The organism is Pseudomonas sp. BIGb0381, assembly GCF_024809815.1.
GTDB lineage: Bacteria > Pseudomonadota > Gammaproteobacteria > Pseudomonadales > Pseudomonadaceae > Aquipseudomonas.
This window is the reverse complement of the sequence record NZ_JANUEN010000001.1, coordinates 522,313-546,844: the sequence shown is the minus strand read 5'-3', so window position 1 is coordinate 546,844 and position 24,532 is coordinate 522,313. Positions and strand designations below refer to the sequence as shown.

General features: G+C 56.5%; 36 protein-coding genes. 14 read left to right on the top strand and 22 right to left on the bottom strand.

The window, feature by feature from the left end:
• The 4 genes from M2397_RS02625 to M2397_RS02610 all read right to left on the bottom strand — a co-directional run bounded on the left by M2397_RS02625 (position 1) and on the right by M2397_RS02610 (position 1,389).
• Positions 1 to 186, bottom strand: a complete 186-nt coding sequence (locus M2397_RS02625; protein WP_259242241.1) for a hypothetical protein — start codon at positions 184 to 186, stop codon at positions 1 to 3.
• The gene (locus M2397_RS02620; RefSeq protein ID WP_259242240.1) at positions 149 to 535 is read right to left on the bottom strand and encodes a hypothetical protein; all 387 of its coding nucleotides are present in this window, start codon (positions 533 to 535) and stop codon (positions 149 to 151) included. Before M2397_RS02620 ends, M2397_RS02625 begins: the two co-directional genes overlap by 38 nt.
• Positions 532 to 855, bottom strand: coding sequence for a phage holin, lambda family (locus M2397_RS02615; RefSeq protein WP_033901767.1), 324 nt, complete (start codon positions 853 to 855; stop codon positions 532 to 534). Before M2397_RS02615 ends, M2397_RS02620 begins: the two co-directional genes overlap by 4 nt.
• Before the next feature lie 216 nt (positions 856 to 1,071).
• Positions 1,072 to 1,389, bottom strand: coding sequence for a hypothetical protein (locus tag M2397_RS02610; protein ID WP_259242239.1), 318 nt, complete (start codon positions 1,387 to 1,389; stop codon positions 1,072 to 1,074).
• Between the two features lie 150 nt (positions 1,390 to 1,539).
• Here M2397_RS02610 and M2397_RS02605 point away from each other — a divergent pair, with 150 nt between their 5' ends.
• Positions 1,540 to 1,878: a hypothetical protein gene (locus tag M2397_RS02605; protein ID WP_259242238.1), complete on the top strand. Its 339-nt coding sequence runs from the start codon at positions 1,540 to 1,542 to the stop codon at positions 1,876 to 1,878.
• Between the two features lie 111 nt (positions 1,879 to 1,989).
• Here the strand turns inward: M2397_RS02605 and M2397_RS02600 are convergent, their stop codons facing one another.
• From M2397_RS02600 to M2397_RS02540, 13 genes are all read right to left on the bottom strand, one after another.
• A complete protein-coding gene (locus M2397_RS02600; protein ID WP_259242237.1) occupies positions 1,990 to 2,373 on the bottom strand; it encodes an antiterminator Q family protein in 384 nt (127 codons plus the stop codon).
• Positions 2,370 to 2,657 (bottom strand): hypothetical protein, encoded by a 288-nt coding sequence (locus M2397_RS02595; RefSeq protein WP_259242236.1) that lies wholly within the window; start codon positions 2,655 to 2,657, stop codon positions 2,370 to 2,372. Before M2397_RS02595 ends, M2397_RS02600 begins: the two co-directional genes overlap by 4 nt.
• Positions 2,650 to 4,026, bottom strand: a complete 1,377-nt coding sequence (locus M2397_RS02590; RefSeq protein WP_259242235.1) for a replicative DNA helicase — start codon at positions 4,024 to 4,026, stop codon at positions 2,650 to 2,652. The genes M2397_RS02595 and M2397_RS02590 overlap by 8 nt, the downstream gene beginning before the upstream one ends.
• Entirely contained in the window at positions 4,023 to 4,808 is a 786-nt protein-coding gene (locus tag M2397_RS02585) for an ATP-binding protein (RefSeq protein WP_259242234.1), read from the bottom strand. The genes M2397_RS02590 and M2397_RS02585 overlap by 4 nt, the downstream gene beginning before the upstream one ends.
• The gene (locus tag M2397_RS02580) at positions 4,805 to 5,575 is read right to left on the bottom strand and encodes a hypothetical protein (RefSeq protein ID WP_259242233.1); all 771 of its coding nucleotides are present in this window, start codon (positions 5,573 to 5,575) and stop codon (positions 4,805 to 4,807) included. The genes M2397_RS02585 and M2397_RS02580 overlap by 4 nt, the downstream gene beginning before the upstream one ends.
• Positions 5,572 to 5,808, bottom strand: a complete 237-nt coding sequence (locus M2397_RS02575) for a hypothetical protein (protein ID WP_259242232.1) — start codon at positions 5,806 to 5,808, stop codon at positions 5,572 to 5,574. Before M2397_RS02575 ends, M2397_RS02580 begins: the two co-directional genes overlap by 4 nt.
• Positions 5,805 to 6,095: a hypothetical protein gene (locus M2397_RS02570; protein WP_259242231.1), complete on the bottom strand. Its 291-nt coding sequence runs from the start codon at positions 6,093 to 6,095 to the stop codon at positions 5,805 to 5,807. The genes M2397_RS02575 and M2397_RS02570 overlap by 4 nt, the downstream gene beginning before the upstream one ends.
• Entirely contained in the window at positions 6,092 to 6,424 is a 333-nt protein-coding gene (locus M2397_RS02565; protein WP_259242230.1) for a hypothetical protein, read from the bottom strand. Before M2397_RS02565 ends, M2397_RS02570 begins: the two co-directional genes overlap by 4 nt.
• Entirely contained in the window at positions 6,421 to 7,179 is a 759-nt protein-coding gene (locus M2397_RS02560) for a Rha family transcriptional regulator (RefSeq protein WP_259242229.1), read from the bottom strand. Before M2397_RS02560 ends, M2397_RS02565 begins: the two co-directional genes overlap by 4 nt.
• Positions 7,176 to 7,400, bottom strand: coding sequence for a hypothetical protein (locus M2397_RS02555; protein ID WP_259242228.1), 225 nt, complete (start codon positions 7,398 to 7,400; stop codon positions 7,176 to 7,178). Before M2397_RS02555 ends, M2397_RS02560 begins: the two co-directional genes overlap by 4 nt.
• On the bottom strand, positions 7,390 to 7,698 hold the full coding sequence (locus M2397_RS02550) for a hypothetical protein (protein WP_259242227.1): 309 nt from the start codon (positions 7,696 to 7,698) through the stop codon (positions 7,390 to 7,392). The genes M2397_RS02555 and M2397_RS02550 overlap by 11 nt, the downstream gene beginning before the upstream one ends.
• Positions 7,695 to 8,051: a hypothetical protein gene (locus M2397_RS02545; protein WP_259242226.1), complete on the bottom strand. Its 357-nt coding sequence runs from the start codon at positions 8,049 to 8,051 to the stop codon at positions 7,695 to 7,697. The genes M2397_RS02550 and M2397_RS02545 overlap by 4 nt, the downstream gene beginning before the upstream one ends.
• A gap of 449 nt (positions 8,052 to 8,500) precedes the next feature.
• A complete protein-coding gene (locus M2397_RS02540; RefSeq protein ID WP_259242225.1) occupies positions 8,501 to 8,803 on the bottom strand; it encodes a helix-turn-helix domain-containing protein in 303 nt (100 codons plus the stop codon).
• 86 nt (positions 8,804 to 8,889) lie between these two features.
• Here M2397_RS02540 and M2397_RS02535 point away from each other — a divergent pair, with 86 nt between their 5' ends.
• The 7 genes from M2397_RS02535 to M2397_RS02505 all read left to right on the top strand — a co-directional run bounded on the left by M2397_RS02535 (position 8,890) and on the right by M2397_RS02505 (position 12,269).
• Positions 8,890 to 9,678: a helix-turn-helix transcriptional regulator gene (locus M2397_RS02535; protein WP_259242224.1), complete on the top strand. Its 789-nt coding sequence runs from the start codon at positions 8,890 to 8,892 to the stop codon at positions 9,676 to 9,678.
• A 159-nt stretch (positions 9,679 to 9,837) separates the two neighbouring features.
• Positions 9,838 to 10,152 carry a helix-turn-helix transcriptional regulator gene (locus tag M2397_RS02530; RefSeq protein WP_259242223.1) on the top strand — a complete coding sequence of 105 codons (315 nt, stop codon included), beginning with the start codon at positions 9,838 to 9,840 and terminating at the stop codon, positions 10,150 to 10,152.
• Between the two features lie 185 nt (positions 10,153 to 10,337).
• Complete coding sequence (locus M2397_RS02525; protein WP_259242222.1) at positions 10,338 to 10,586, top strand: hypothetical protein; 249 nt, start codon at positions 10,338 to 10,340, stop codon at positions 10,584 to 10,586.
• The gene (locus M2397_RS02520) at positions 10,583 to 10,855 is read left to right on the top strand and encodes a hypothetical protein (protein WP_259242221.1); all 273 of its coding nucleotides are present in this window, start codon (positions 10,583 to 10,585) and stop codon (positions 10,853 to 10,855) included. The genes M2397_RS02525 and M2397_RS02520 overlap by 4 nt, the downstream gene beginning before the upstream one ends.
• Positions 10,852 to 11,019, top strand: coding sequence for a hypothetical protein (locus M2397_RS02515; RefSeq protein ID WP_259242220.1), 168 nt, complete (start codon positions 10,852 to 10,854; stop codon positions 11,017 to 11,019). Before M2397_RS02520 ends, M2397_RS02515 begins: the two co-directional genes overlap by 4 nt.
• Before the next feature lie 63 nt (positions 11,020 to 11,082).
• Complete coding sequence (locus M2397_RS02510) at positions 11,083 to 11,277, top strand: DUF4224 domain-containing protein (protein ID WP_179606526.1); 195 nt, start codon at positions 11,083 to 11,085, stop codon at positions 11,275 to 11,277.
• Positions 11,278 to 11,288: 11 nt separating this feature from the next.
• Positions 11,289 to 12,269, top strand: coding sequence for a tyrosine-type recombinase/integrase (locus M2397_RS02505; RefSeq protein ID WP_259242219.1), 981 nt, complete (start codon positions 11,289 to 11,291; stop codon positions 12,267 to 12,269).
• 86 nt (positions 12,270 to 12,355) lie between these two features.
• Here the strand turns inward: M2397_RS02505 and M2397_RS02500 are convergent, their stop codons facing one another.
• Genes M2397_RS02500 through M2397_RS02490 form a run of 3 tightly spaced genes read right to left on the bottom strand, consistent with a single transcriptional unit; the run spans position 12,356 to position 14,337 of the window.
• Positions 12,356 to 13,018, bottom strand: a complete 663-nt coding sequence (locus M2397_RS02500) for a hypothetical protein (protein WP_259242218.1) — start codon at positions 13,016 to 13,018, stop codon at positions 12,356 to 12,358.
• Positions 13,019 to 13,024: 6 nt separating this feature from the next.
• The gene (locus M2397_RS02495; RefSeq protein WP_259242217.1) at positions 13,025 to 13,633 is read right to left on the bottom strand and encodes a hypothetical protein; all 609 of its coding nucleotides are present in this window, start codon (positions 13,631 to 13,633) and stop codon (positions 13,025 to 13,027) included.
• Entirely contained in the window at positions 13,633 to 14,337 is a 705-nt protein-coding gene (locus M2397_RS02490) for a hypothetical protein (protein WP_259242216.1), read from the bottom strand. Before M2397_RS02490 ends, M2397_RS02495 begins: the two co-directional genes overlap by 1 nt.
• Positions 14,338 to 14,557: 220 nt before the next feature.
• Between M2397_RS02490 and mutS the strand changes: the two genes are divergently transcribed.
• Together mutS and fdxA are read left to right on the top strand one after the other, a co-directional pair.
• On the top strand, positions 14,558 to 17,137 hold the full coding sequence (gene mutS, locus M2397_RS02485) for a DNA mismatch repair protein MutS (protein WP_259242215.1): 2,580 nt from the start codon (positions 14,558 to 14,560) through the stop codon (positions 17,135 to 17,137).
• Positions 17,138 to 17,279: 142 nt separating this feature from the next.
• Positions 17,280 to 17,603: a ferredoxin FdxA gene (gene fdxA / locus M2397_RS02480; RefSeq protein WP_053137462.1), complete on the top strand. Its 324-nt coding sequence runs from the start codon at positions 17,280 to 17,282 to the stop codon at positions 17,601 to 17,603.
• A gap of 496 nt (positions 17,604 to 18,099) precedes the next feature.
• On the opposite strand, the gene apbC is transcribed toward fdxA, so the two are convergent.
• Positions 18,100 to 19,194, bottom strand: a complete 1,095-nt coding sequence (apbC, locus tag M2397_RS02475; RefSeq protein ID WP_259242214.1) for an iron-sulfur cluster carrier protein ApbC — start codon at positions 19,192 to 19,194, stop codon at positions 18,100 to 18,102.
• Between the two features lie 172 nt (positions 19,195 to 19,366).
• Between apbC and metG the strand changes: the two genes are divergently transcribed.
• From metG to M2397_RS02455, 4 genes are all read left to right on the top strand, one after another.
• A complete protein-coding gene (gene metG / locus M2397_RS02470) occupies positions 19,367 to 21,418 on the top strand; it encodes a methionine--tRNA ligase (protein WP_259242213.1) in 2,052 nt (683 codons plus the stop codon).
• A gap of 114 nt (positions 21,419 to 21,532) precedes the next feature.
• Entirely contained in the window at positions 21,533 to 22,495 is a 963-nt protein-coding gene (gene rsxB / locus M2397_RS02465; protein ID WP_259242212.1) for an electron transport complex subunit RsxB, read from the top strand.
• A gap of 138 nt (positions 22,496 to 22,633) precedes the next feature.
• Positions 22,634 to 23,272, top strand: coding sequence for an endonuclease III (gene nth, locus M2397_RS02460; RefSeq protein ID WP_131697371.1), 639 nt, complete (start codon positions 22,634 to 22,636; stop codon positions 23,270 to 23,272).
• A gap of 107 nt (positions 23,273 to 23,379) precedes the next feature.
• Positions 23,380 to 23,562: a PA3496 family putative envelope integrity protein gene (locus tag M2397_RS02455; protein WP_090408779.1), complete on the top strand. Its 183-nt coding sequence runs from the start codon at positions 23,380 to 23,382 to the stop codon at positions 23,560 to 23,562.
• Positions 23,563 to 23,646: 84 nt separating this feature from the next.
• Here M2397_RS02455 and M2397_RS02450 read toward each other — a convergent pair whose 3' ends face one another.
• Positions 23,647 to 24,279 carry a response regulator transcription factor gene (locus tag M2397_RS02450; RefSeq protein WP_027604587.1) on the bottom strand — a complete coding sequence of 211 codons (633 nt, stop codon included), beginning with the start codon at positions 24,277 to 24,279 and terminating at the stop codon, positions 23,647 to 23,649.
• Positions 24,280 to 24,532 lie beyond the last annotated feature (253 nt).

The following is a 24,532-nucleotide window of genomic DNA, read 5'->3' as shown; positions in this document are numbered from 1 at the left end:
TTACTTGCTCTGGCTGCGTTTGATCTGGGCGTCCACCTGGTCGGCACACGTGTCGAGGAGGTTGATTGCCCTGTCCTTCAACTCCCACACATCGCCATTCAGGCGAAGGTCGGCGGCATCCTCATCAACCCGTTCGCACGGGATCAGTTCAGGGGCTTCGATTCTTACTGCCTGGGCCTTTGTCACTACCGCCGGCCCTGCCGCGCAGGCCGTCAGGCAGAGGCTGAGCAGCCCAATCACGAACAGGCTTGCTGTTGCGCTTGAGGTCTTCAAAGTTCTTCTCCGCCTTTTTCGCTTTGTCCTGGCTGGCCCTGAGGCGCTTTGCCAGATCGGCCTGGTACTCGGCATTGCGCTTTGCTTCAGCGCGCAGGGTGGTGATGGTGGCTTGGCTCTCGGTGTTGGCCTTGATGGCTTCATCCTTGGCCTGGGTCTCGACAAGCTTCTCTTCGCGAAGATCCTCGACCCGCAGTTGCTGAATGCCAACCAACAGAAGGCCCACAAGCGCGATGATGATTGCCGCAGCGATCGCCTTCATGCCGAGTCCACCTTCTTGCCCAGGAAGCGGATGATCATGTCCCTGATCGCCGTCACGCCGATGAAGCCAATGGCACCACCAGCAGCAACGGACAAGCTTGGAGGCCAGGTCATCCATTCAATGATGCTGCTGGCAGAAAGGCTGAGAGCACCACAAATCAGCGCCTCCAAGATGATCCGCCACTTGTTTGGCTCTTTGGCTTCGTACAGCACCCGAAGAAGAGTAATCGTGACGGCCATGATTGCGCCCTGCCATAGCGGGTTCGAGAGGGCCAGCCAGATTTGGGCCCACGTGTCTGGCTTGTCTGGCATGGGTGGCATCCGGATTTCCTCCCTCTCGGGGAGATTGATAAATCCGGCCCCATCAGCACTCCCGGCCATAGCAACGGGTGTGGTGGAGCCGAAAACAAAAAGCCCCGGCGAATGCCGAGGCTCTATGAGTTTCAGTAGACAACAAGGCTAGCGTTAAGGCCTACACAGCCAGGGACACACGCTTACCGGTGTGTGATGGAGGCAACCAGCGGGCTCGATCAGATGTTAGACCGTCAGCTTGACTTGACTGCCGACCTGAACAGTATTTTTTGCATGGGCTTTCTTGGCCTTATCCCATGTGTCGATGGCATCCAATCTGCCCTGAATACGTGGTGCATGATCTGTATCCAATAATTGCATCACGGCCTTAAGGGCTGCATAAGCCTCATCAGAGGTCAAATATATCGCGATGATCTTACCCAGATAGTAAACCGCCCATACCTCCTCAGGAGCCTGTGACTCGAAAGTCAATATTTCGAATATTTCCATCCACGCGCTATTTAGTTCTGATACCGAAACTGGACCAATTCCAAGACTAAACATAACCCTTGCTCCCTCATAGTGATACGAGAGTATCTCGGAATTTGAATACAAAATCCCGCTCAGTGGCGAAATTACCGCCCCGTGCTATCGTCGATGTGCTTGAAACCATCACTCTCGAGTGGAGGCACCAAAAATTGAAAGGGGAGAGATATGCACGAACAAAATCTTGTGAAGTTCGACGAGGTTGCAAAGAAGGTTCTCGGATACCTGAAAATGTCTTTCCCCATCCCTTCAGACCTAGGACCGGAGTCACTGAGATTAGATATCTCCGCAAAAGGTGAATACGACCCTGAAAGCGGCGGTACAACTGGAGGAGAGCCCGAAACGGAGGATGAGCAATTCTTCGGGCCAGTGATCGAATGGCTTTTCCTTTCCGGTTATATCCACGCAAAAAAATCATCCCACTACAGCGGATATTATGGCCTAGTCCTAACTGAGAAAGGACTCGATATCATGGGTATGAAACCGATTTCGCTCAATAGACGATAGCTTGCGTGAAAAAGCCCGACCGGAGGGACGGGCTTTTTAGGTGGTGTCGCGCTTGCAAAGCTGAACACGGTGCCATGAAAACAGGGCTATTCCGCGCGTGCAACTTCTTTTTTACGCCGCTTCCCGGATTCGCTCCAGAGCGCAATCAATCCAGCCCACGCCGGTCTTGATCAACTGCCTAGCACTCGCCTCGCTCATGCTGTTTTTGTCAGCGATGCGCTTGGCGGGCCACTTGGCTCCGTAGTAGAGCCAGACGAACTCCCCCATTTGACAATCTCGCTTGCAAAGGCGGGCCACAGCCGCATCCACAACCCCGGCGAGCTCGTCAGTGATCACGTACGACTTGCTTGTAGACGGCGTCACGTCGCGCATGATCGCCCAGGCGGGCGAGACGTAGCTGGGAACGCCCATGCCATCCAAACGCCAGAAGCCCCACTGCTCAAGCATGTATTCGGTATCCCCCAAAGGGAGGCGTGCTGGTTTTCTAGTATTCATGCGGCTTTCCTCGGATCTGGATCACTCAGGCCAAACAGGTCACGCAGCAACCGGTCAGCGGGTTTGTTTTTGGCGTTCCCCTCGATCAGCCAACGCTGGCCGAAATCATGAAACCCGATCTGCACACGAGTGCAGTGCCAACTGGCGACCATGTCCAGGAGGTAAGCCAGCGCATTCGGCCCGCCGACTTTGACCTTGGCCAACTCCTCACCGGCGATCTTCAGAAAGCGCCGCTCTAGGTCGCTCATGCTTTTGCGCGGCAATGCCGCTGCTACGTTACTCATGGTCTTTTCTCCCCTTTGCGCGGCCGGTGAATTTCAATACGCGCCCTATCTCCACCTCTTCAGTGCTTGGTGCTTTACCTCCGAAATCAACAAACCTGACGTACTTGCCCTGCTGCTGCACAAGGCACGAACCGACCTTGGCGTGCCTGACCTTGCCGACGATGAGTTCGGTTACTCCGTTCTGGCCCTCTTCGCTGTCCATATCGCGGTGCACCAGGATCACCACATCAGCGTCCTGCTCGATCTGTCCGGAGTCTCGGATGTCACTCGGACGAGGACGTTTGTCTGGTCGATTGGTTGAACCGCGGTTGAGCTGGGCCAGCACGATCACCGGGATCTTGAGCTCCTTGGCCAGGTTCTTGAGGGCCGTGGAGATCTTCCCGACCTCGATAGAGCGATTGGCACTACCCTCGGCAGTGATCAGCTGGACGTAATCGACCAGCAGCACGCTGAGCCCTTCACGGCGTTGGCACTGCCGGGCAATTGAGCGGATGCGAGGCATCGTCATGCCGGCCTGGTCATTGACGAACAGCTTGGCTTCGTTGAGGACGCTGACCGCGCTGGTTAGCTTTGGCCAGTCGTGATCTTCAAGGTCGCCACTGTCCAACTTGCTCAGGTTGACGCTACCGATCGATGCAAGGCCGCGCGTGATCAATTCCTCCTTGGTCATCTCCATGGAGAAAGCAAGACCCACACCGTCGAGTTTGCAGGTGACGTGCTGAGCGATCTGCAGGCCGAGAATGGTCTTGCCCGACCCTGTGAGCCCGCCGACAACGATCATGTTGCCAGGGCGTAACCCTCGCACCAGCTCATCAAGATCTTTCAGCCCGGTCGAAAGCCCTGTAGGCATCGTCTTGTTGAACTTCGAGTCGATGGTGTCGACCACGCCAGGTAGGATCTCGCTCGCCCTGTAGTAATCCCGCTGGCCGTCGTCGTCCAGATCACGAAGGTCGGCGGTAGCCTGCTGGGCAAGTGCGATGATCTCCGCCAGCGGAAGGTCTTCGGTGGCTTGCTCCCGAATCACATCGCCAGCTTCGACCACTCGCCGCAAGATGGCCCGCTCTCGAACATGCTTGGCGTATGTCTTCCAGTTGGCGGTGCTGGTTATGTTATTGGCGATCTCGACTGCGAACGCCAGGGTGCTATCGCCGCTAGGCAACTTCGGCCGCCAAAGCCCAACTGTGACCGGATCAACCGGATCACCGGTGGCGTGGCAGTCAATGATTGCCTGGTAGAGCGCGGCATTCTCCAGGTCGTGGAAATCGGAAACGCTGACCTTGCTGGTGACCTCGTCGAACAAATCCGGTTTCAGCATGATCGCGCCCAGGACGCCATGCTCGGCTTCGATGCTGAACAGTTCGCGGCTCATACGGCACCCCGCGCAGATGCCCAGCGAAACACCACCACAATGCCGCTCTTGTCGCGCAGGCGGTCAACAGCTCGATCGCCCAGGTACTGGCGAAGCTCGGTCACGCCCAAGTTGCTCACCACGATCGTGGGCTTGATCTTTTCGTACCGGCCATTGATCACCTCGAACAGCACCTGGCGTTCGAAGTCGGTTCCGTGCTGAACGCCAACTTCATCGATGACCAGCAGGTCGGGACGAATCAGGTCGGCGTAGACATCAGCCTCGGTGCGTCCGCGATTCCCGAAGGTGGCCTTCACGTCGCGGATGATCGAGCCGGCGGTAGCGTAAAGCCCGACAAGCCCAGCCAACGCGTGTTGACGAATCACAGCCTGCAGCATCGCAGTGCCCAGGTGCGTTTTGCCCGTGCCCACCGTCCCCAACAGCATCGCGGACCGGCCTACAGCAAAGTTTTCCTCAAACGCTTCGACAAACCCACCACACGCAGCGAGTGCCTGGGCCTTCGCAGGTGCGTCTGCGCTCCAGTTGGACAGTGTGCAGGCCGTGAAGCGCGCCGGGATGCCAGCGTCGAGCAGGCGCTCATTCAGCACTCTTTCGCGGTGGATCCCCGACGCCTTCGAACGCTGATGAACGTCTTGCGAGTGTCGGCCATCGAACTGGCAGCGAGGGCAACCGAACCAAACAGGATTAGCGCCGAACTGCGTCACAAGGTTGTCAGGGAACTGGCCATGCTCACGGCATTCGCCCGCCCGGGTTTCCAGGGTGTACTTGGGTTTTGTGGTCATGGGGTCACGCTCGCAATTCGATAGGTGCCATCGGCCTGCTGCTCAAGGCCGTCTTCATGGTTGATCTGGTCTAGGTTGGTGTGGCGAGACTGTGTGTTGCTGGCCGGCTTGAGTACGTCCGTCCAGCGCTCGCCGTTCAGCCAGGTCGACGCCATGGGTACGTACTGGCCTTCATCCTTGGTCCAGTCGCGGGAAAGGCGGTGACTGCCCAGAGCGGCCATCAAGGTCTGGCGAAGATCTGCGCTTGGCTTGAGCTTCTCCCAGGCCTTGCGTGCGTCCTTCTTCGATTTTTTATTGGGGTACAGCTTCCAGAACACCTCAAAGGCTTGAACAAGGTCCGCATCACCCATAGGTTTTTCAGTACTTGCTGCTTTATTCAGTCCTTGCTTACCTTCAATACTTACTAGGGGGGGATTTACCGGCGACGGTTCAACCGGGCCCGGATAATCCGTCGCCGGTGATTCCGACACGGTGTAGGACCGTCCGCCGAACTCGCCACCTTCGGCGCGCTCAAGGAAGATTTGCAGATAGCCTGCCTGCTCCAGTTCGCGGATCAGCCCCCTGACAGCATCACGGCCCGATGCCTTGCCCAGGCAGTCCTTGGTCTGGCCGATAAGATGGTGGGTGGACACTTCCCAGTGGTCGGGCTTGCCCAGAAGGAACACCAACATCCCGCGAGCGCCCCAACTGAGTCGCAGGTCCTCGCTGATCGACTTGTTGAGCAGGTAGAAATTTCCCTCTGGTCGAGGGGCGCGAATGATGCTCATAGGCCCATCTCCCGCGTAATACGCGCAATGAACGCGTCGTAGGTCTCGGTCATAGCGACACCGCGATCCTCTAGGGCACCACGGCCAGCCTTGGCCAAGCCATAGATCTCCCAGCGCTCGCGCTCAGGCAGGTGGCGGCAGTTGGAATAGCAGGGCCACGGGCCGGCGACCACATCGGCAGTGGTCGCGGAAACTACCGGGGTTCCGGTAGTTGATTCCATTGGAGTGGTCATTGCAGCGTCTCCCCAAGCAACGGGTACACGCCGGCGGCCCGCGCTTCAGCGGTTCCACTGGAAAGTCTCAGCACTAGGACACGAAGAGCCATGTTCGCGTTGGCGATGGATGCAGACAAATTCCAGGCGGTGTCAGCGTCAAGGCGCAGATCCTGCGTGTGGGTAAGCTCGTCGCAGGCGTCGTCTGTCAGGTTAAAACCCATCGCCGCCAAAGTTAGATTGTCGAACTTCTCGAAATAAGGTTGATCGTGGTGAACTTGACGCTCGATTTTAGGCTGAGATTTCATGCTTCACCCCCATCGTTTGGAATGCCGCACTTCTCGCGCAAGCGGCGGGTTTGCTCAGTCTGAATTTCACGGGGCTCTACACCGATGATTCGGCGAGCCAATACCCGAGCGCATATCTGCGCCTCTAGCGCGCTCCCGAACGCTTCCTGCTGATTGAAGTACCAGTTGTCGCGAGACTCTTGATCGTCCGGGCAACCGATCATCTCGCCCGTGCTGTCGAGCAGTTCCCAAATGCGATAGGCAAGTTGTTCGTTCGTGAGAAGGCTCATGGTTTCGTCGTTGATGTGCACGGTCGCTTCAGGCTGCGGAAAGTTGAGCACGTTGTTCATTGGGGCGCCTTCTGGACCAGGCGGAACCGGCCCTCAAAATATGGGTGGGTCGCCTGGGTGGCGGTGACCATCGTGGATTCGGAAACAAACCGGTGGAATGCGGCCGTGACGTGGCTCTTGGACCAGACCAGGTACTGGGAGCCCAGCGCTTCCTCATGGCCGTTGCGGACCATGCCGGCCGGGTTCGGCTGGTTTGGCCAGACCTTCAGCACGTAGTCGACGACAGCGCCGGACAGTCCGTGGCGCCCCAGCATCGTTTCCTTGATGCGGGTCAGCGATTGGCAGTTCTGCGGACAGTGGTCCCACACAACTGTCTGGCTCAAGTCCTCTACGCGCCGCTCTATCCCTGCAACGACATGGTCGATCCGGTCCTGTCGCCGCTCCATGTCCACCATCACCTGGGCGTTGGCCAAAAGCTGTTCAGCAGGCGTCATAGGCCGATTGCGCTGTTGAACCATCTCCCAAAACTCGCGAACCAATGTCTTCTTGAATGCCCGGACGATGTCCGTGTTGCGCATGTAGGTCAGCAGCAGCGTGGACTGGGGTTCATTGAGAATCGCGAACTCGGTGTCGCCACCGCCGTGCTGGCCGGACTCTCTTGGTCGGATTTCAAATCGGACCAAGCCAAAGTCTTCCAAATCAGCCTGGTACCGCCTTGCCAACGCGATGACGCTCGCGTGATCGTTAAGTGTGCCCTCGGCAATTGCCAGGGTCGTGGTGACGGCATCGCCGTCTTTGATGATGACGATGGTCATTGGGCGCCCTCCACGGAGTTCATGATTTCGCAGAAGTCGTCGTGCGCCTGGACGGAGATCAGCAGCACTGCCCGCATGACCGCGTCGACATCCAGGTGGTCAAGCTGGGGCTCAGGCTCGCTGCCACGCAACGCTTCGTTGTTGATCAGAATTTTGCTGAGCTGGTTGATAGTGAGCAGCGCGCTTTCCAAGCGATCTGGAAGGACGGTTTTACGACTCATGGCCGGCCACCCCGCTTTCCTGCGCCACGTTTCCGGATTGCACGATTTGTGGCGCAGGACCGACTTGAGCGATCTTCCTGAACTGTTCAAACGCTGCATCCAAGCTGGAGGCGCCTATGTCGTCGAAATACTTCGCAAGGTCGGTCAGCACGGTTACATCTGCCCCCGCGCCAGATTCAACATCACGAGCGATGGCGCGAGCGATTGCTGCAACCCAATTACAAACATCAATGGTCGCTAAGACCTGAAACTCTACTTCTTCGGCAAACTCGGTAATCGACTGGAGGTGGGTGCTCATTGGGTAGCCCCCTCTTCATAGGCTGCCTTGAGCCCGCGCTCTGCCGATCGGGTAAGCGCAGAAACGACATCGCCGATGAAGCCCAGAGTGCGAACCTCAGACAGGTAAGCGATCTCGCCGTCGTTGATCGCATGGGCCAGACGGCCGCACAACTGGCTGATTCCGTCAGAAAGATCGGATGCAACAGAGAGAGCGTCGATCAAGTTCGCGTCCGGATTGATGCTAAAAAGATCGGTGGACTCCATTCCAAAAGCACAAGGCTTTAGCTTCGGGAGTTGCACTGTTTGTTTGGGGGTGCTATTTTTTGGGTGCATGAAATCGTTCTCCGAGAACGAAGATTCAAAAAAGTCCATTGGCGTGGACTGGTTAAGAAGGCTCGCGAATGCGGGCCTTTTTGTTGCCTGCGATTTAGCCCGACAACAAAAACTGAGATGGAGTTTGCTGGCTCATGCCGGATTCCTTTTCATTTGGCAGGCGAAAGCCAAACATTGGAAGTCGCTGATCAGGCCCTGGCGAGGGCCTTCCCTTTTGCCAGGAACTGTGCATACCCGTAAGGTACTCATTAAGCGAGGGCCTCATCAGGGTCGAGTTTCTGGAAGCGCACATATGCGACATCATTTGATTTCTCCGAAATTGTTGCCGTTTCCTAAGTAGTGCTGGCCGACTGTCCCCGATAAGGAGTAAAAATTTGGCTTTGGGGTTAATTGGCAGGAACGGCATACGATTTGGCTTAATCGACGCATAAAAAACCTAAAATTCAGCGCATGCGCGGAATATTTCAAGTTTTCGCATGCGAAAGTTTTCATAGCTCTCGCCCGGTACTGGATACGCATACAGAGCCATTCGACCCAGGTGCCGATATCGAAAATTTGGGGGATGATTCACCTACCTTGTGGCGAGCCTCTACCTGAGCAATCAGGTCGCACAGCCCAGAAGCCTTGATAGCTCCATGAGTGACAACCTCAGCGAGCAGCGCTTTTTCAGGGCTCACTTTTTGAAAACCAGACAGCCAGTAAGAAATCGTGGCCTGAGAAACTCCCAGAGCCTTGGCAGTAGAGGACTGGCTTCCAAAGTAACTGATTAGTTCGCTGATATTTTCAGCCATGACGGAGGTCTCTGATAAGTCTTTTTATAGACTGCACATAAGCAGACTTCTTTGCAAGCCCATAAGCTTGTTTATAGGATCAACGGATGGAACTATCAGACCGAATTAAAGCTGCGAGAAAACATGCCGGGCTGACCCAGAGCCAGCTCGCCGACCACGTAGGCATTGCTCAAACGGCTATAAGCCAGCTTGAATCTGGCAAGACCCTTCGTTCCTCTTACCTTCTACAGATCGCTGAAGCTTGCGGTGTCTCGGTCATGTGGCTGGCTTCAGGCATCGGCGGAATGGTTATGCCCCCGGAGCAAGCGGCCTTTGATCTTGAGGGAAGGGAGCAATGGAAGGCATTCGAAGAGGGTATGGAGCTTGCCCACAGAGACATCGATGAGAATATGGCTTCAACCGTCGGCGCTGCGCCCATTAGCGCTTGGGGTGACGAGTCACTGCTTGACGATGAAGTGGGGATCCCCTTCCTACGCGAGATCCAACTGCCTGGAGGAGCAGGGCATACTTTGATCGAACAAAGCCATACGGCAAAACTTAGATTCGACAAACATTCTCTCCGTGCTCGCGGCGTCCCATTCGATAAGGCGTTTTGCGTCATTATCTCGGGAAACTCGATGGAACCGGTGCTTCATGATGGCAGCACCGTAGCAATCAACACGGGCCAGAAGTCGGTGGTAGACGGGAAGATGTACGCCCTCAAACACAGCGGCCAGCTGCGAGTAAAGGTTCTCTACAGACTGCCTGGCGGCGGCATACGACTGAAAAGCCACAACAATGCAGAACACCCGGATGAAAGCTATACGCCAGAGCAACTAAACGAGAATGAGATCGAGGTTATTGGTCGAGTTTTCTGGGGCGCATCCTTTTTCTGATAGCTACTTGAGATCGGCAAAAGCCCAGCATTGCTGGGCTTTTTATCGCCGTGCGGGTGGAAAAATAAGAACGGCAGAGAAAACATAAAAATACTACTTGCCTAAAAATATCAATTTACTTATATTTTGAGCCATTGAAACGCTTCGATGGAGACGGATATGAGCACAGTTATCAATTTCGGCAAGCTACAGGGCACGACTGGCGTTCTAGCCGAACAAGAGCTGCGTGCCGCCCTTGCAGTTTGCTCGGGGATGGCCAACAAGGAAATCGCTCGTATTGTGGGCTGCGCTCCGGGGACAGTAAAAAAATGCATTGAGCGCGCTTTCTATAAGCTCGGAGTAAACAGCCGCAGCGCCCTGGTAGCAGAGGCATTTCGACAGGGCTTGATAGTGTTCGCATGCAATTTGGGACCAGGCAAAGGCCCCGACCACACCAAAGGCGAAGAACAGCTCCAAGGCATTTTTACCGCTTAACCAGCAGCTCCCCTCTTCATGGTGAGGGTCGGCCAGCGCGAAGACCTAACACGACACGAGTCGCGTGAAACCTGGCAAGGCAAGGCTTCTCTAGACGCGGGATCAGGTCAGTAACTACTAAAGCTTAGCGAAGTTTTCCGAAAGTCAAATTGTCGGCCGGGATTCGTTCGGCCAGGAGAAAGTGAATGTCACGCAAACCGGTCACACCGTTCCGGCTGTTCAAGGTGCTTATGTCGATCCTGATCTACATCAGCGTTTCCATGGGGTGGCTGCTCTTCACAGCCCCCCATCTGATCGACAGTGCATCCGGTCTCGATGTGGCCGGGGCCCTCTTCGGCACCGCCGTTTGGCTGATAGGGAGCGCTTGCCTATTTCTGTTTATCACCACGCCAGAACCTGGCCAAACGTCAAACACCAAGGAGAAAGACCAATGAAGCTGATTGCCGCAATTGCAATGCTGCTGATGGTTGGCCAGGCCGCCGGCGAGCAGTTGATCGATGTCCAGCACGACAGCGTTCGAGGCGTCACCTGCTGGATCTTGAACAACACCGGTATCAGTTGCCTGCCGGATAACTCGTTCCAGCACCAGCAGACCGCCAGCCCCTCACACGAGGAAAACCGGGCCTCTCCGGCCAGTTCGGTGCAGAAAAACGCACTCTTGCCCGCCACCCCCGCACCAGGTGAAGAGAGGCTACAGCTATGACCCGCCGCAACGGTACCAAGGGCCAACGCCTGATCGAGCTGTTCAATGCCCTGCAGCGCCGAGAAACCACTTTCGGCCAGATATACGCCATGTCGGCTTCGTGCGGGATCGACGCGCGCCGGGTGCTGGCTGATCACTTCCGCGGGAGTTCAAGCGATGGGTAAGTGGGATGTCGCGACACGGTTCGCGAATAACGAAAACGTGTCGCGACACGAAAGGGGGTAGGTATGTTTCTGACAGCAGAGGAAGTTGCCGACCTGACCGGCTATAAAAAGCCAGGGGCGCAGATAAAGTGGCTGACTGCCGAACGCTACGGGTTCGCGATAGGTGGTGATGGGCACCCCAAGGTACTGCGCCAAGTTGTAATAGGGCGGCTGGGTGGCATTCAATCAAGGAAAGGACCGGAGCTTCGGCTAGGTTGAGGTGAAGATCGATGCGTCCGCGCAAGAAGGACCGGCACCTGCCGGCGTGCATGTACCAGAAGCATGGCGCTTATTACCTGGTCCGCAAGGGCAAGTGGAAGCGCCTGGGCACCGACTTTCAGGCATCCCTGGCAGAGTACGCCAAGTTGCTGGACAAAGGCACCCAGGGCGGAATGCCCAAGCTGATCGACGATGCGCTCGAGCATATGCGTACCAGAACGAAGCCACCACTCAAGCCGAATACGCTCAAACAGTACGAGGCTGCGTGCGAACGCCTGAAGGAAAACTTCGCCGACTTCGAGCCTCGCGAGGTGCTTCAGCGGCACGTCGTCGCGCTCAAGCTGCACATGGCGGACACGCCAAATATGTCGAACCGGGTGATCTCGGTACTACGAGCTGTGTTCACTTACGCCCTGGAGCAGCAGATCGTCGACTCAAATCCGTGCATCGGCGTCCGCCGGCACCTCGAGCACAAGCGCGACCGATACATCACCCACGGTGAATTCCAGGCCATCTGCGCCAACTCCAGCGCCAACATGCGGGTGATTTACGAGATGTGCTATCTAACCGGGCAGCGCATTGGTGACGTCCTAGCCATCCGCCTGGCGGACATCAGCGCCGAAGGGATCGCGTTCAAGCAGGAAAAGACCAATGCAAGGCTATTGGTACAGATGACACCCGACCTCGAGGAGCTGATTGCCCGGGTCAAGGCGCTACCACGGAAGATCCGCGGGCTCACCCTTTTCTGCTCACCGCGCGGCGGAAAACCGGTTCACTACAGCTCGGTCAAGGACGCCTTCGCCATCAGTTGCAGAAAGGCCAGGGTCGAGGACGCGAGCCTTCATGACCTTCGAGCAAAATCCCTTTCGGATACGGACGACCAAGGCAACGATGCGCAAAAACTGGGTGGCCATACCGACGCCAAGATGACGAAGCGCTATTTACGCCTGCGCAAAACCAATATTGGATTTCCACCGACGATGCCACATTAATCGTATAAAAGGATGCAAATTGCTAGTCACCAAGCTGCGGAAACAAATGAAAGTACAATTAACATAGATATGATAATGAAGATAAATCAGGGATTGTTGTATTCCAAGATTAAATTTTCGCCCATAACCACAGCATCGTTAAAATCTAAAGCATCACCCTCAAAGCCACCATAGCTTCCTACGACCTCTTCAGGCCGAAACCGGTAAGCGACACCAATACTAGACTCCATAAGCTTAGACTTGACTTCTCCCAAGGCGCCTGAAAGCTGAGTTAAAATAAATTTCTGCCAAGCTTCATCATCTTCACGCGACTGCCAACCCTCAATATTAATGAGGTCGTGGCCAAGCTCACTGAAAAAAGCAAGCAAAAACGTGGCGCAAGTCAGACCTGCCCCCTCCTGATCCTTAAACTTCAGGTCACCATTAAAGACACTTGCACCATTATAAATAAAGCCATAAGGAATACCTTTTTCTTTATTCTGATCCCACATTCTTGACGCTGTCTCTGCAAGAATCTGCAAATCCTCATCATTAAAATAACTACCGGGAACGCACTTATACTTATTAGTTAACGGCTCGCACCTCAGGTCATAATGCGTTGCGAGATGAAGCATATTTAGCTTCTCTTTATCTTTTTCCCTAAAAACGATCGCGGCGTGCCTCTGGACGGGCATCGAGGCAGAGCCAGTATTAAACTGAGCTAAAGCGACGCCAAACATTCCCACATCACCGATTAAATTATATTCCAAAACTTATCACACTCGCGAACGTACCAAACCTTTGAGAGCGCGCTGGGGGTCTTGATGGGTTGCCTCCAAGTGGGCAAAAACCTCCGTATAAAAGCGCATCCATTTGCTCAATTTACCTCTAAGCCGATAGGCAGTCCTAAGTAAAGCCACTGCAGTTACTCTACGCATCATCTCGGGCTTAGCCCGTGCAAGCAACTCATTTAAAGAATGAAAGTCACCTAACTCAATATAATCTTCAACAACATCGATACCCTTACGCACGGCATACCGGCTAATATCAGGATCAATAGAGGCAGCCGCATCGATAGCATAAATATCGTTTAAATTCTTACTAACACTGAGATTAACCTGCAGTGACGAGGAAAGATCCTCGAGCGAAACAACAACTCGCATAGGGCGCAAGCTTGTATTTTTCAGCGAGTACTGTTGCTTACTTAGATCGTAACCAGTAATCCCTGCAAAAACCGAAGGGCCGGATGAGTTCCACCTCTCTACAAACGAAGTAGTCGCTACCGTACTCGCATCTTTGCTGCTGTCTAAATAGGCTCGATTACCAACAACTTCACCAAGCGATAGCGCCCCAGCTGTCGAGCAAGTAAGAGAACCATACCCCATCACTCACCCTCCAGTTTGCTAAGACTTTCAACCTCGCCAAACAATGCCTTAAGTACAACTCGATACTGATCCGAATGAGGTAACTTAGACAAGGGGCTTGTATTAATATCCAAATCAAGTTGGATAATATGCTCCTGAGCATTTGCGAGCTGCTGACCACCTACAAACTGCACAGTATGCACAATTAACTGAGACCACTTTACAATCCTATTTACAACCAACCCTCCGATTTTCGCAAATTTCTTCGGAACATTATATTGAACAACTACGTCCGAACAATTCTTAGGAAGCTTTACGTCAGGGAGCGCGTTATTAATCAACACCTCACTCTGTTCCTGACTTCCCGGAAAAGCATTCAACTTTGCACCGACAGCGATTCTCGCGCATGTTGGTAGCTTAGCTTTAGAGGTTAGCGCTTCAAACTTCGGAAGGACGGCGTGAAACTCCCCAAGTGTGGGGTTGGACGTCGGATCACTAGGGATAGCACTGAACAAAATCTCCACACGACCTGGTTGCGAATTAACAACTAAATGGCCGTTTTCCCAAGCGCCTTCCTCAACGTTCAATTGCTGTTGAGGGCGGCTGGTCACTGACTCAGGCTGTTTGCCGGTCAGCGCCATCCAAGAAAGGTACGGGGAAACCTCCACGCTACCTAACAAGGTGAGCCTAACGGATTCAGTTTGCCAGGAGATTTTCTGATTCATTTGTGCTCGCTACTTCCCTATTGAGTCGAAGGCATACGGCAGACAGGAGTATCCATGCTCGTCGTCGCATGCGCGGAGTGTAGCTACACGCCAACACGATTGCATAGATTAAATAGATGAATTTTCCGCGTCCTCTTGCCAGTGAGCGTACCGCGCCACAAGCCTGTAGTATTAGACAGATGTAAATCGTCAAATAGACAGGCAGAGCTGAACCCCCCGTATGACCGACCTCTCCAGCCACACCCCAATGATGCAGCAGTACTGGCGCCTGAAAAACCAGCACCCTGATCAGTTGATGTTCTATCGCATGGGCGACTTCTACGAGATCTTCTATGAAGACGCGAAGAAGGCGGCCAAGTTGCTGGACATCACCCTGACCGCGCGCGGGCAGTCGGCGGGGCAGTCGATTCCGATGTGCGGGATTCCCTACCATTCGTTGGAAGGCTACCTGGTCAAGCTGGTGAAGCTAGGCGAGTCGGTGGTGATCTGTGAGCAGATCGGCGATCCAGCCACCAGCAAGGGCCCAGTGGAACGCCAGGTGGTGCGCATTATTACGCCGGGGACGGTGAGTGATGAGGCGCTGCTGGATGAGCGTCGCGATAACCTGATCGCCGCGGTGCTGGGCGATGAGCGCTTGTTCGGGCTTTCGGTATTGGACATCACCAGCGGCAATTTTAGCGTGTTGGAGATCAAGGGCTGGGAGAACCTGCTGGCAGAGCTGGAGCGCATCAACCCGGTGGAGTTGTTGATCCCGGATGATTGGCCGAAGGATCTGCCAGCGGAAAAACGTCGTGGGACCAAGCGTCGTGCGCCGTGGGATTTCGAGCGTGATTCGGCGCTGAAAAGCCTGTGCCAGCAGTTCTCGGTACAAGACCTGAAGGGCTTCGGCTGCGAAACCCTGACCCTGGCCATCGGCGCTGCCGGCTGCCTGCTCAGCTACGCCAAGGAAACCCAACGCACCGCCCTGCCGCATTTGCGCAGCCTGCGCCATGAGCGCCTGGACGACACCGTGGTGCTCGATGGCGCGAGCCGTCGCAACCTGGAACTGGACACTAACCTGGCCGGCGGGCGCGATAATACGTTGCAATCGGTGGTCGACCGTTGCCAGACGGCCATGGGCAGCCGCTTGCTGACCCGCTGGCTGAACCGTCCACTGCGGGATTTGACGGTACTGCAAGCGCGTCAGACATCTATTACCTGCCTGCTGGACGGCTATCGCTTTGAAAAGCTGCAACCGCAGTTGAAGGAGATCGGCGATATCGAGCGCATCCTGGCGCGGATCGGCTTGCGCAATGCGCGGCCCCGCGACCTGGCGCGTCTGCGCGATGCCCTCAGCGCCCTGCCGCAACTGCAAGTGGCAATGACCGAGCTGGATACCCCTCACCTGCAACAGCTCGCTGTAACGGCTGGTACCTACCCGGAACTGGCAGCGCTGTTGGAAAAGGCCATCATCGACAACCCGCCGGCGATCATCCGTGACGGTGGCGTACTCAAGACCGGCTACGACAGCGAACTGGACGAACTGCAGTCCCTGAGCGAAAACGCCGGGCAGTTCCTGATCGACCTCGAAGCCCGCGAAAAAGCCCGCACCGGCCTGGCCAACCTGAAGGTGGGCTACAACCGCGTGCATGGCTACTTTATCGAGTTGCCGAGCAAGCAGGCCGAGTCGGCGCCCATCGACTATCAACGCCGCCAGACACTCAAAGGTGCCGAGCGTTTCATCACGCCCGAACTGAAAGAGTTCGAAGACAAGGCGCTGTCGGCCAAGAGCCGTGCCCTGGCCCGGGAAAAGATGCTCTACGAGGCCTTGCTCGAAGACTTGATCAGCCAACTCGCACCGCTGCAGGACACCGCTGCTGCTCTGGCGGAACTGGACGTGCTGAGCAACCTCGCCGAGCGGGCGCTGAACCTCGACCTGAACTGCCCGCGCTTTGTCAGCGAGCCGTGCATGCGCATCGTGCAGGGGCGTCACCCGGTGGTGGAACAGGTGTTGACCACGCCGTTCGTCGCCAACGACCTGTCGCTGGATGACGATACCCGCATGTTGGTGATCACCGGTCCGAACATGGGCGGTAAATCCACCTACATGCGTCAAACCGCGTTGATCGTACTGCTGGCGCATATCGGCAGTTTTGTACCGGCAGCCAGTTGCGAGCTGTCCCTGGTGGACCGCATCTTCACCCGGATCGGCTCCAGCGATGACCTGGCCGGTGGCCGCTCGACCTTTATGGTGGAAATGAGCGAGACCGCGAATATCCTGCACAACGCCACCGAGCGCAGCCTGGTGCTGATGGACGAAGTGGGACGCGGCACCAGCACCTTCGACGGCCTGTCCCTGGCTTGGGCTGCGGCCGAACGGCTGGCGCACCTGCGTGCCTATACGTTGTTCGCCACCCACTACTTCGAACTGACCGTGCTGCCGGAAAGCGAGCCGTTGGTGGCCAACGTGCATCTCAATGCCACCGAGCACAACGAACGCATCGTGTTCCTGCATCACGTGCTGCCCGGGCCCGCCAGCCAGAGTTACGGTCTGGCTGTGGCGCAATTGGCCGGCGTGCCGAACGACGTGATCACCCGTGCCCGCGAGCACCTCAGCCGCCTGGAAACCACGGCCCTGCCCCATGAAACCGTAGTTGCCAGCCCAGCCAAGACGAGCCGCAAACCCGCTGCGCCGCACCAGAGCGATATGTTCGCCAGCCTGCCCCACCCGGTGCTGGATGAGTTGGCAAAGCTTGACCTGGACGACTTGACGCCGCGAAAAGCGCTAGAAATGTTATATGCACTGAAGACTCGGATATAACGCTGACGCTTACAAGCTGATAGACTCTCGCGCGGTTTGGGATGCTGCTGGCTTTTAGCCTGGCCTGCAGACTATCGCTCTCAAACCTCGCGAGCCCTACCACAAAGGGTTTCGCTGCCGCCGCCTGAGGAGAGAATTAGAAATGACCTTCGTCGTCACCGACAACTGCATCAAGTGCAAGTACACCGACTGCGTAGAAGTGTGTCCGGTGGACTGCTTCTACGAAGGGCCGAATTTCCTGGTTATCCACCCGGACGAGTGCATTGACTGCGCCCTGTGTGAGCCTGAATGCCCGGCCGTCGCTATTTTCTCCGAGGACGAAGTCCCGGCGGATATGCAGGAATTTATTCAGTTGAACGTCGAGCTGGCGGAAATCTGGCCGAATATCACTGAGAAGAAAGAACCGCTTCCAGACGCGGAAGAGTGGGATGGCAAGAAAGGCAAAATCAAAGACCTTGAGCGCTAACGCGCTGCTGCCCTCCCAAAAAGGCCCCTTGCGGGCCTTTTTTGCATTCAGGGGCAGGCGTTCACTTTTCTACAGGCAAAAAAAAGGGGCGGTATGACCCGCCCACATTTTTTCCCTAGTCCCTGTGTTCCTTTTCATCATCCTGATGAATCGCATCCTGCGACGTTCCTTCAACCATCGTTCCTTGATGGCTGTGTCAATCCGTGGACACAGGGCTGATGTTAGAGAGTTCCCAGGGAAGTTCAACGGGATCCAACCCGGGCACCGACAGGCTTCAGCGTACAGACAAATATAAATAATTGTTATATTTCAAACAGATAGAAAAATCTCTCAAGGATTCGAGACGCACCCCCCCAGCAAAAAAACCAAACACTTACGAGAAAGTAAGTGAATGCTTACACGAGCAATTGCGTAAAAGCGCAAGGGAACCCCGTTGACCGATCCCCAGGCAAGAAAAAGCCCCGACAACGTCGAGGCTTCTTGTCCTTCAGCGAGTTCAGTCGTCGCTGACCGTAATCGTCGGCATTGCCGGGGCGGCCGCTTCCTGCAGGACGATCCGCGCGCCCACATGACGAGCCAGCTCCTGGTAGATCAGGGCGATCTGACCATCGGGCTCTGCCGCTACAGTGGGCTTGCCGCCGTCGGCCTGTTCACGAATGCCCATCGCCAATGGCAACGAGGCCAGCAGTTCAACGCCGTACTGGGTCGCCAGCTTCTCGCCACCGCCCTCGCCGAACAGGTGCTCGGCGTGACCGCAGTTGGAGCAGATATGCACCGCCATGTTCTCCACGACACCCAGCACCGGGATGTTGACCTTGCGGAACATCTCCACGCCTTTCCTGGCGTCCAGCAGCGCCAGATCCTGGGGCGTGGTCACGATCACCGAGCCGGCCACCGGGACTTTCTGCGCCAGGGTCAGCTGGATATCGCCGGTGCCTGGCGGCATGTCGATCACCAGGTAATCCAGGTCGCCCCAGGCGGTCTGGGTAACCAATTGCAGCAGGGCGCCGGAGACCATCGGTCCACGCCACACCATAGGCGTGTTGTCATCTGTAAGGAACGCCATGGACATGACTTCCACGCCCATGGATTCGATCGGCACGAACCACTTCTGGTCCTTGACCTTAGGTCGCGTGCCTTCGGCGATGCCGAACATCACGCCTTGGCTTGGGCCGTAGATGTCGGCGTCGAGAATCCCCACTCGCGCGCCTTCACGGGCCAGGGCCAGGGCCAGGTTGGCCGCCGTGGTGGATTTGCCCACGCCGCCCTTGCCGGAAGCGACTGCCACCACGTTCTTGACATTGGCCAGGCCCGGGATCTGCGCCTGGGCCTTGTGCGCGGCAATCACGCACTGGATGTCGACTCTGGCCGAACGCACACCGTCGAGGCCTTCGATGGCGATTTGCAGCATCTGCGCCCAACCGCTCTTGAACAGGCCGGCGGCATAACCCAGTTCCAGTTGAACCGAGACCTGATCGCCCTGGATTTCGATGGCGCGTACACAACCGGCGCTGACCGGGTCCTGGTTCAAATAGGGGTCGGTGTACTGGCGAAGAACGGCTTCCACCGCTGCGCGATTGACGGCGCTCATGGGCTACTCCCGAAAAAAGACTGACTGAAACAGGCGGCTATCCTAACCGTTCCAGCGGCGTTACGGCACGCTTTCGCAGATGCAGAAGATTCTGAAACAGCGCCACGGGGTGAAATAAATTTCCCGGCGCTTTATAGTGGCCGACCTCCGTTTCATCAAGTAGCCGAGCCCCATGTCCGAGCCACGCAAGATCCTCGTCACCAGCGCCCTGCCCTATGCCAATGGTTCCATCCATCTTGGCCATATGCTTGAGTACATCCAGACCGATATATGGGTGCGCTTCCAGAAGCATCGCGGCAATCAATGCATCTATGTCTGCGCAGACGACGCCCACGGTTCGGCCATCATGCTGCGCGCCGAAAAGGAAGGGATCACCCCGGAACAACTGATCGCCAATGTGCAGGCTGAACACAGCGCCGACTTTGCCGAGTTCCTGGTGGATTTCGACAATTTCCATTCGACCCATTCCGAAGAAAACCGTGAGCTGTCGAGCCAGATCTACCTGCGGTTGAAAGACGCCGGGCACATTGCCACGCGCTCGATCACGCAGTATTTCGACCCGGAAAAGAAAATGTTCCTGGCCGACCGCTTCATCAAGGGCACCTGCCCGAAATGCGGCACTGAAGACCAGTACGGCGACAACTGCGAGAAGTGCGGTGCCACCTATGCCCCCACCGACCTGAAGGATCCTAAGTCGGCGATCTCCGGCGCCACACCGGTGCTCAAGGATTCCCAGCACTTCTTCTTCAAGCTCCCGGATTTCCAGCAGATGCTGCAAACCTGGACCCGCAGCGGCACCCTGCAGGACGCCGTGGCGAACAAGATCGCCGAATGGCTGGACGCAGGCCTGCAGCAGTGGGACATCTCCCGCGATGCGCCGTACTTCGGCTTCGAGATCCCTGGCGAGCCCGGCAAATACTTCTATGTGTGGCTGGACGCGCCGATCGGCTACATGGCCAGCTTCAAGAACCTCTGCGACCGCACGCCGGAGCTGGACTTCGACGCGTTCTGGAGCAAGGACTCCACCGCCGAGCTGTACCACTTCATCGGCAAGGACATCGTCAATTTCCACGCCCTGTTCTGGCCAGCCATGCTCGAAGGTTCGGGCTACCGCAAGCCCACCGGCATCGCCGTACATGGCTACCTGACGGTCAACGGCCAGAAGATGTCCAAGTCCCGTGGCACCTTTATCAAGGCACGCACTTATCTGGATCACCTGTCGCCGGAATACCTGCGCTACTACTACGCCTCCAAGCTGGGCCGTGGTGTGGACGACCTCGACCTGAACCTGGAAGACTTCGTACAAAAGGTCAATTCGGACCTGGTCGGCAAGGTGGTCAACATCGCCAGCCGTTGCGCCGGGTTTATTCACAAGGGCAACGCGGGCCTGCTGGTGGCCGAGAATGCCGCGCCGGAACTGACCGACGCGTTCCTGGCTGCCGCGCCAAGCATCGCGGACGCCTATGAAGCCCGCGACTTCGCCCGCGCCATGCGCGAGATCATGGGCCTGGCTGACCGCGCCAACGCCTGGATTGCCGACAAGGCCCCCTGGTCGCTGAACAAGCAGGAAGGCAAGCAGGCTGAGGTCCAGGCGATCTGCGCCACCGGCGTCAACCTGTTCCGCCAGTTGGTGATCTTCCTCAAGCCGGTGCTGCCGTTGCTGGCCGCCGACGCCGAGGCGTTCCTCAATGTCGCGCCGCTGACCTGGAACGACCACGCCACCTGGCTCAGCAACCATCAGTTGAACGAATTCAAGCCTTTGATGACCCGTATCGACCCAGTCAAGGTCCAGGCCATGACCGACGCATCGAAAGAAGACCTGGCCGCCAGCCAGACCGATACCGGCGAATCGAAACCGACCGGTAACGGCGAGCTGGCCAAGGACCCGATTTCTCCGGAAATCGACTTTGACGCCTTTGCTGCCGTGGACCTGCGTGTGGCGCTGATCATCAAGGCCGAAGCAGTGGAAGGTGCGGACAAGCTGCTGCGCCTCACACTGGATATTGGTGACGAACAACGCAACGTGTTCTCCGGGATCAAGAGCGCTTATCCGGACCCGTCCAAGCTCGATGGTCGCCTGACCATGATGATTGCCAACCTCAAGCCGCGGAAAATGAAGTTCGGCATCTCCGAAGGCATGGTGATGGCGGCAGGCCCTGGCGGCGAAGAGATCTACCTGCTGAGCCCGGACAGTGGCGCCAAGCCGGGTCAACGTATCAAGTAAGCCCTGCAAAACAGCCCTGTCGTTTCTGCGACGGGGCTTTTCAGCTAGTCCCCCTTTCTCGCTTGCCGGATAATCAGACCCTGTTTGTTCAACCGGCACGCCAATGATCACTCCATGAATCTGATTCAACGTATCGACGCGCTGCTGCCGCAGACACAATGCGGCAAGTGCGGGCACCCGGGCTGCAAGCCTTACGCCGAAGGTATCGCGCGCGGCGAGGTGATCAACAAGTGTCCGCCCGGAGGACAGGAGACCATCGCTGGCCTTGCGCTATTGCTGCGTGTGCCGGTTCTGGAACTGGACACCAGCCGCGGGGAAGCGCCGGCCCAGGTCGCCTATATCCGCGAGGCCGAATGCATCGGCTGCACCAAATGCATCCAGGCCTGCCCGGTGGACGCGATTGTCGGCGCCGCCAAGTTGATGCACACCGTTATCATCGATGAGTGCACCGGTTGCGACCTGTGTGTCGCGCCCTGCCCTGTCGACTGCATTGAGATGCGCCCACTGGCCACAGGGCTGCCGATCGTTGGCGGCCTGGCAGCGAACGAAAACGAGCGCCGTGAACGAGGCTTCAAGCGCGACCGTGCCCGGCAACGCTTTGAACAACGCAATGCGCGCCTGCGACGGGAAGAAGAACACAGGATTGCCCAACGTTTGGCGCGGGCCCAGCGCTCAGCGCCAGTGCCCCCCTTGCCACTTGACGCAGTGCGGGCCACCCAGGATGCGGCGGTAAAAAAAGCCAAGATCAATGTGGCCATGAGCCGCGCCCAATTGCACAAATCCTTGAAGGCTTTTGGGCACCCGCCGACCTTTGACCAGCAATCCCAGCTGATCGCCCTGCAACAGCAGTTCGAGGCAGCGGAGCAGGTATTGGCAGCCTTGGACCAGCATCACACACCCGCGACACCGCTGCCTGCCGTCAACAACCCCGACCTCAAGCGCGCCAAAATCCAACTGGCGATGCGCCGAGCCGAGTTGAAGAAAGCCCTGGATCAACAGGCTGATCCGCAACAATTGGCCGACGCGCAACACAAGCTCGATGACGCGCAGCGCCAAGTAGACGCCCATGGTGCATGACTGAATAATCCTGGGGGTTGTTACGGTCCATCGCCGACACCACATTGATATCCGTCGGGTTGATCCCGCTCGCAGGCTCCCAGGCCTGGCCCCATTATTCGAAACTACGCTGACCGCCCGAAAGGAAGCCTGAACCCCATGAACGCCGCAAAACGCCTGGAAATTTTCCGCAGGCTTCACGAAGACAATCCGGAGCCCAAGACCGAACTGGCCTACTCCTCGCCGTTCGAGTTATTGATTGCAGTGATCCTGTCGGCCCAATCCACGGACGTCGGCGTCAACAAGGCCACGGCCAAGCTTTACCCCGTGGCAAACACGCCAGAGGCGATTTATGCCTTGGGTGTGGATGGGTTATCGGAGTACATCAAGACCATCGGCCTGTACAACAGTAAGGCCAAGAATGTCATCGAGACCTGCCGCTTGCTGATAGAACGGCATGACAGCGAAGTGCCACAAACCCGCGAAGCGCTGGAGGCCCTGCCGGGGGTGGGCCGCAAAACCGCCAACGTGGTGCTCAACACCGCATTCCGGCAATTGACCATGGCCGTGGACACCCACATTTTTCGGGTCAGTAACCGAACCGGCATAGCCCGTGGCAAGAACGTGGTCGAAGTGGAAAAGCAGCTGATGAAGTTCGTGCCCAAGCCATACCTACTCGACTCTCACCACTGGCTGATCCTGCACGGGCGCTATGTTTGCCAGGCCCGCAAGCCGCGCTGCGGCAGCTGTCGCATCGAAGACCTTTGCGAATATAAGGACAAGACATCCGACGATTGAGGGTCCATTGGTTTTCTCGATCAGCCGATTGAAAAAATCTTTTTTACCCATTCATGGATTATCGTTATAAGGAGCGCCAACGGCAGTCTTACTCCGGAGTTAACGTTATGAGCACTGACAAAGAACAGTTGGACGTAGAAGACGACCTCGTTGAGTCGGAGGACGATGGCGCAGAGGCACCTGTGGCAGAGGTCGCCAAGACCAATCTGAGCAAACGCCGTACTATCGACAACCTTCTGGAAGAACGACGCTTGCAAAAACAACTGGCCGACTACGACTTCGACCTCTAATCAAGCGGTCGACGGCCGGAAGCCTCCCTGACGGAGGCTTTTTTCTGCCGGTTACGCGGCCTGTGTGCAGTGCTGTGCCCTCACCTATACCAAGCCGTTACGCTGAGCCAACTCGATCAGGTCCACGAGAGAGCGGGCATTGAGCTTGAGCAGCAGACGAGTCTTGTAGGTGCTGACGGTCTTGTTGCTGAGAAACATACCGTCGGCAATCTCCTTGTTGGTTCTGCCCCGAGCCAATTGCTGCAACACCATCATCTCCCGGCCCGACAGACGCTCGACCATATCGGCCTCACTGGCATTGCCCATGGTGGAGCGTACCGAGTTGAGTGCCTGGTTTGGAAAATAGCTGTAGCCCGACAAAACCGCCTTGATCGCACTCAGCAACTCGGTCAGGTCCTGTTGCTTGCACACATAGCCAGCAGCGCCCGCCTGCATACAACGCATGGAAAAGTGACCTGGGGCCTGGGAGGTGAGCACCAGGACCTTGAACGGTACAGCCTGTTTGGTAGACGAAAGCCGGCAAATAACTTCCAGGCCATCGAGTTTGGGAATCCCAATATCCAGTATGACAATGTCCGGCATATGCTCCCGCGCAAGTTGCAACGCATCGACACCGTTATTGGTCTCGGCAACGACCTCATAACCATGACGTTCCATTAGCATACGCACAGCAAGACGAATGACGGGATGATCATCCACGATCAGCACTTTATTCATGAGAAAGTCCAATTTCGCTGTTCGAATTATTTAGAGCAAACACAATAGCCTAGTCGTTTCCTAGTTGGCATAGCGTTCCCCCCCGAGCAACAGCAAGCAGAGACCCACCCCACAACGATAAAGGAAATCCCCTACAAAAAAACACCGATTCGGATGTTTCCAGTTTTATGGAGCCTTTCAGAACTTTCCGGGGCATCACATATTTTGAGTGAAATTTCCAGAGTCCCCAGGGGATAAGGTAAACGTGCCGTAC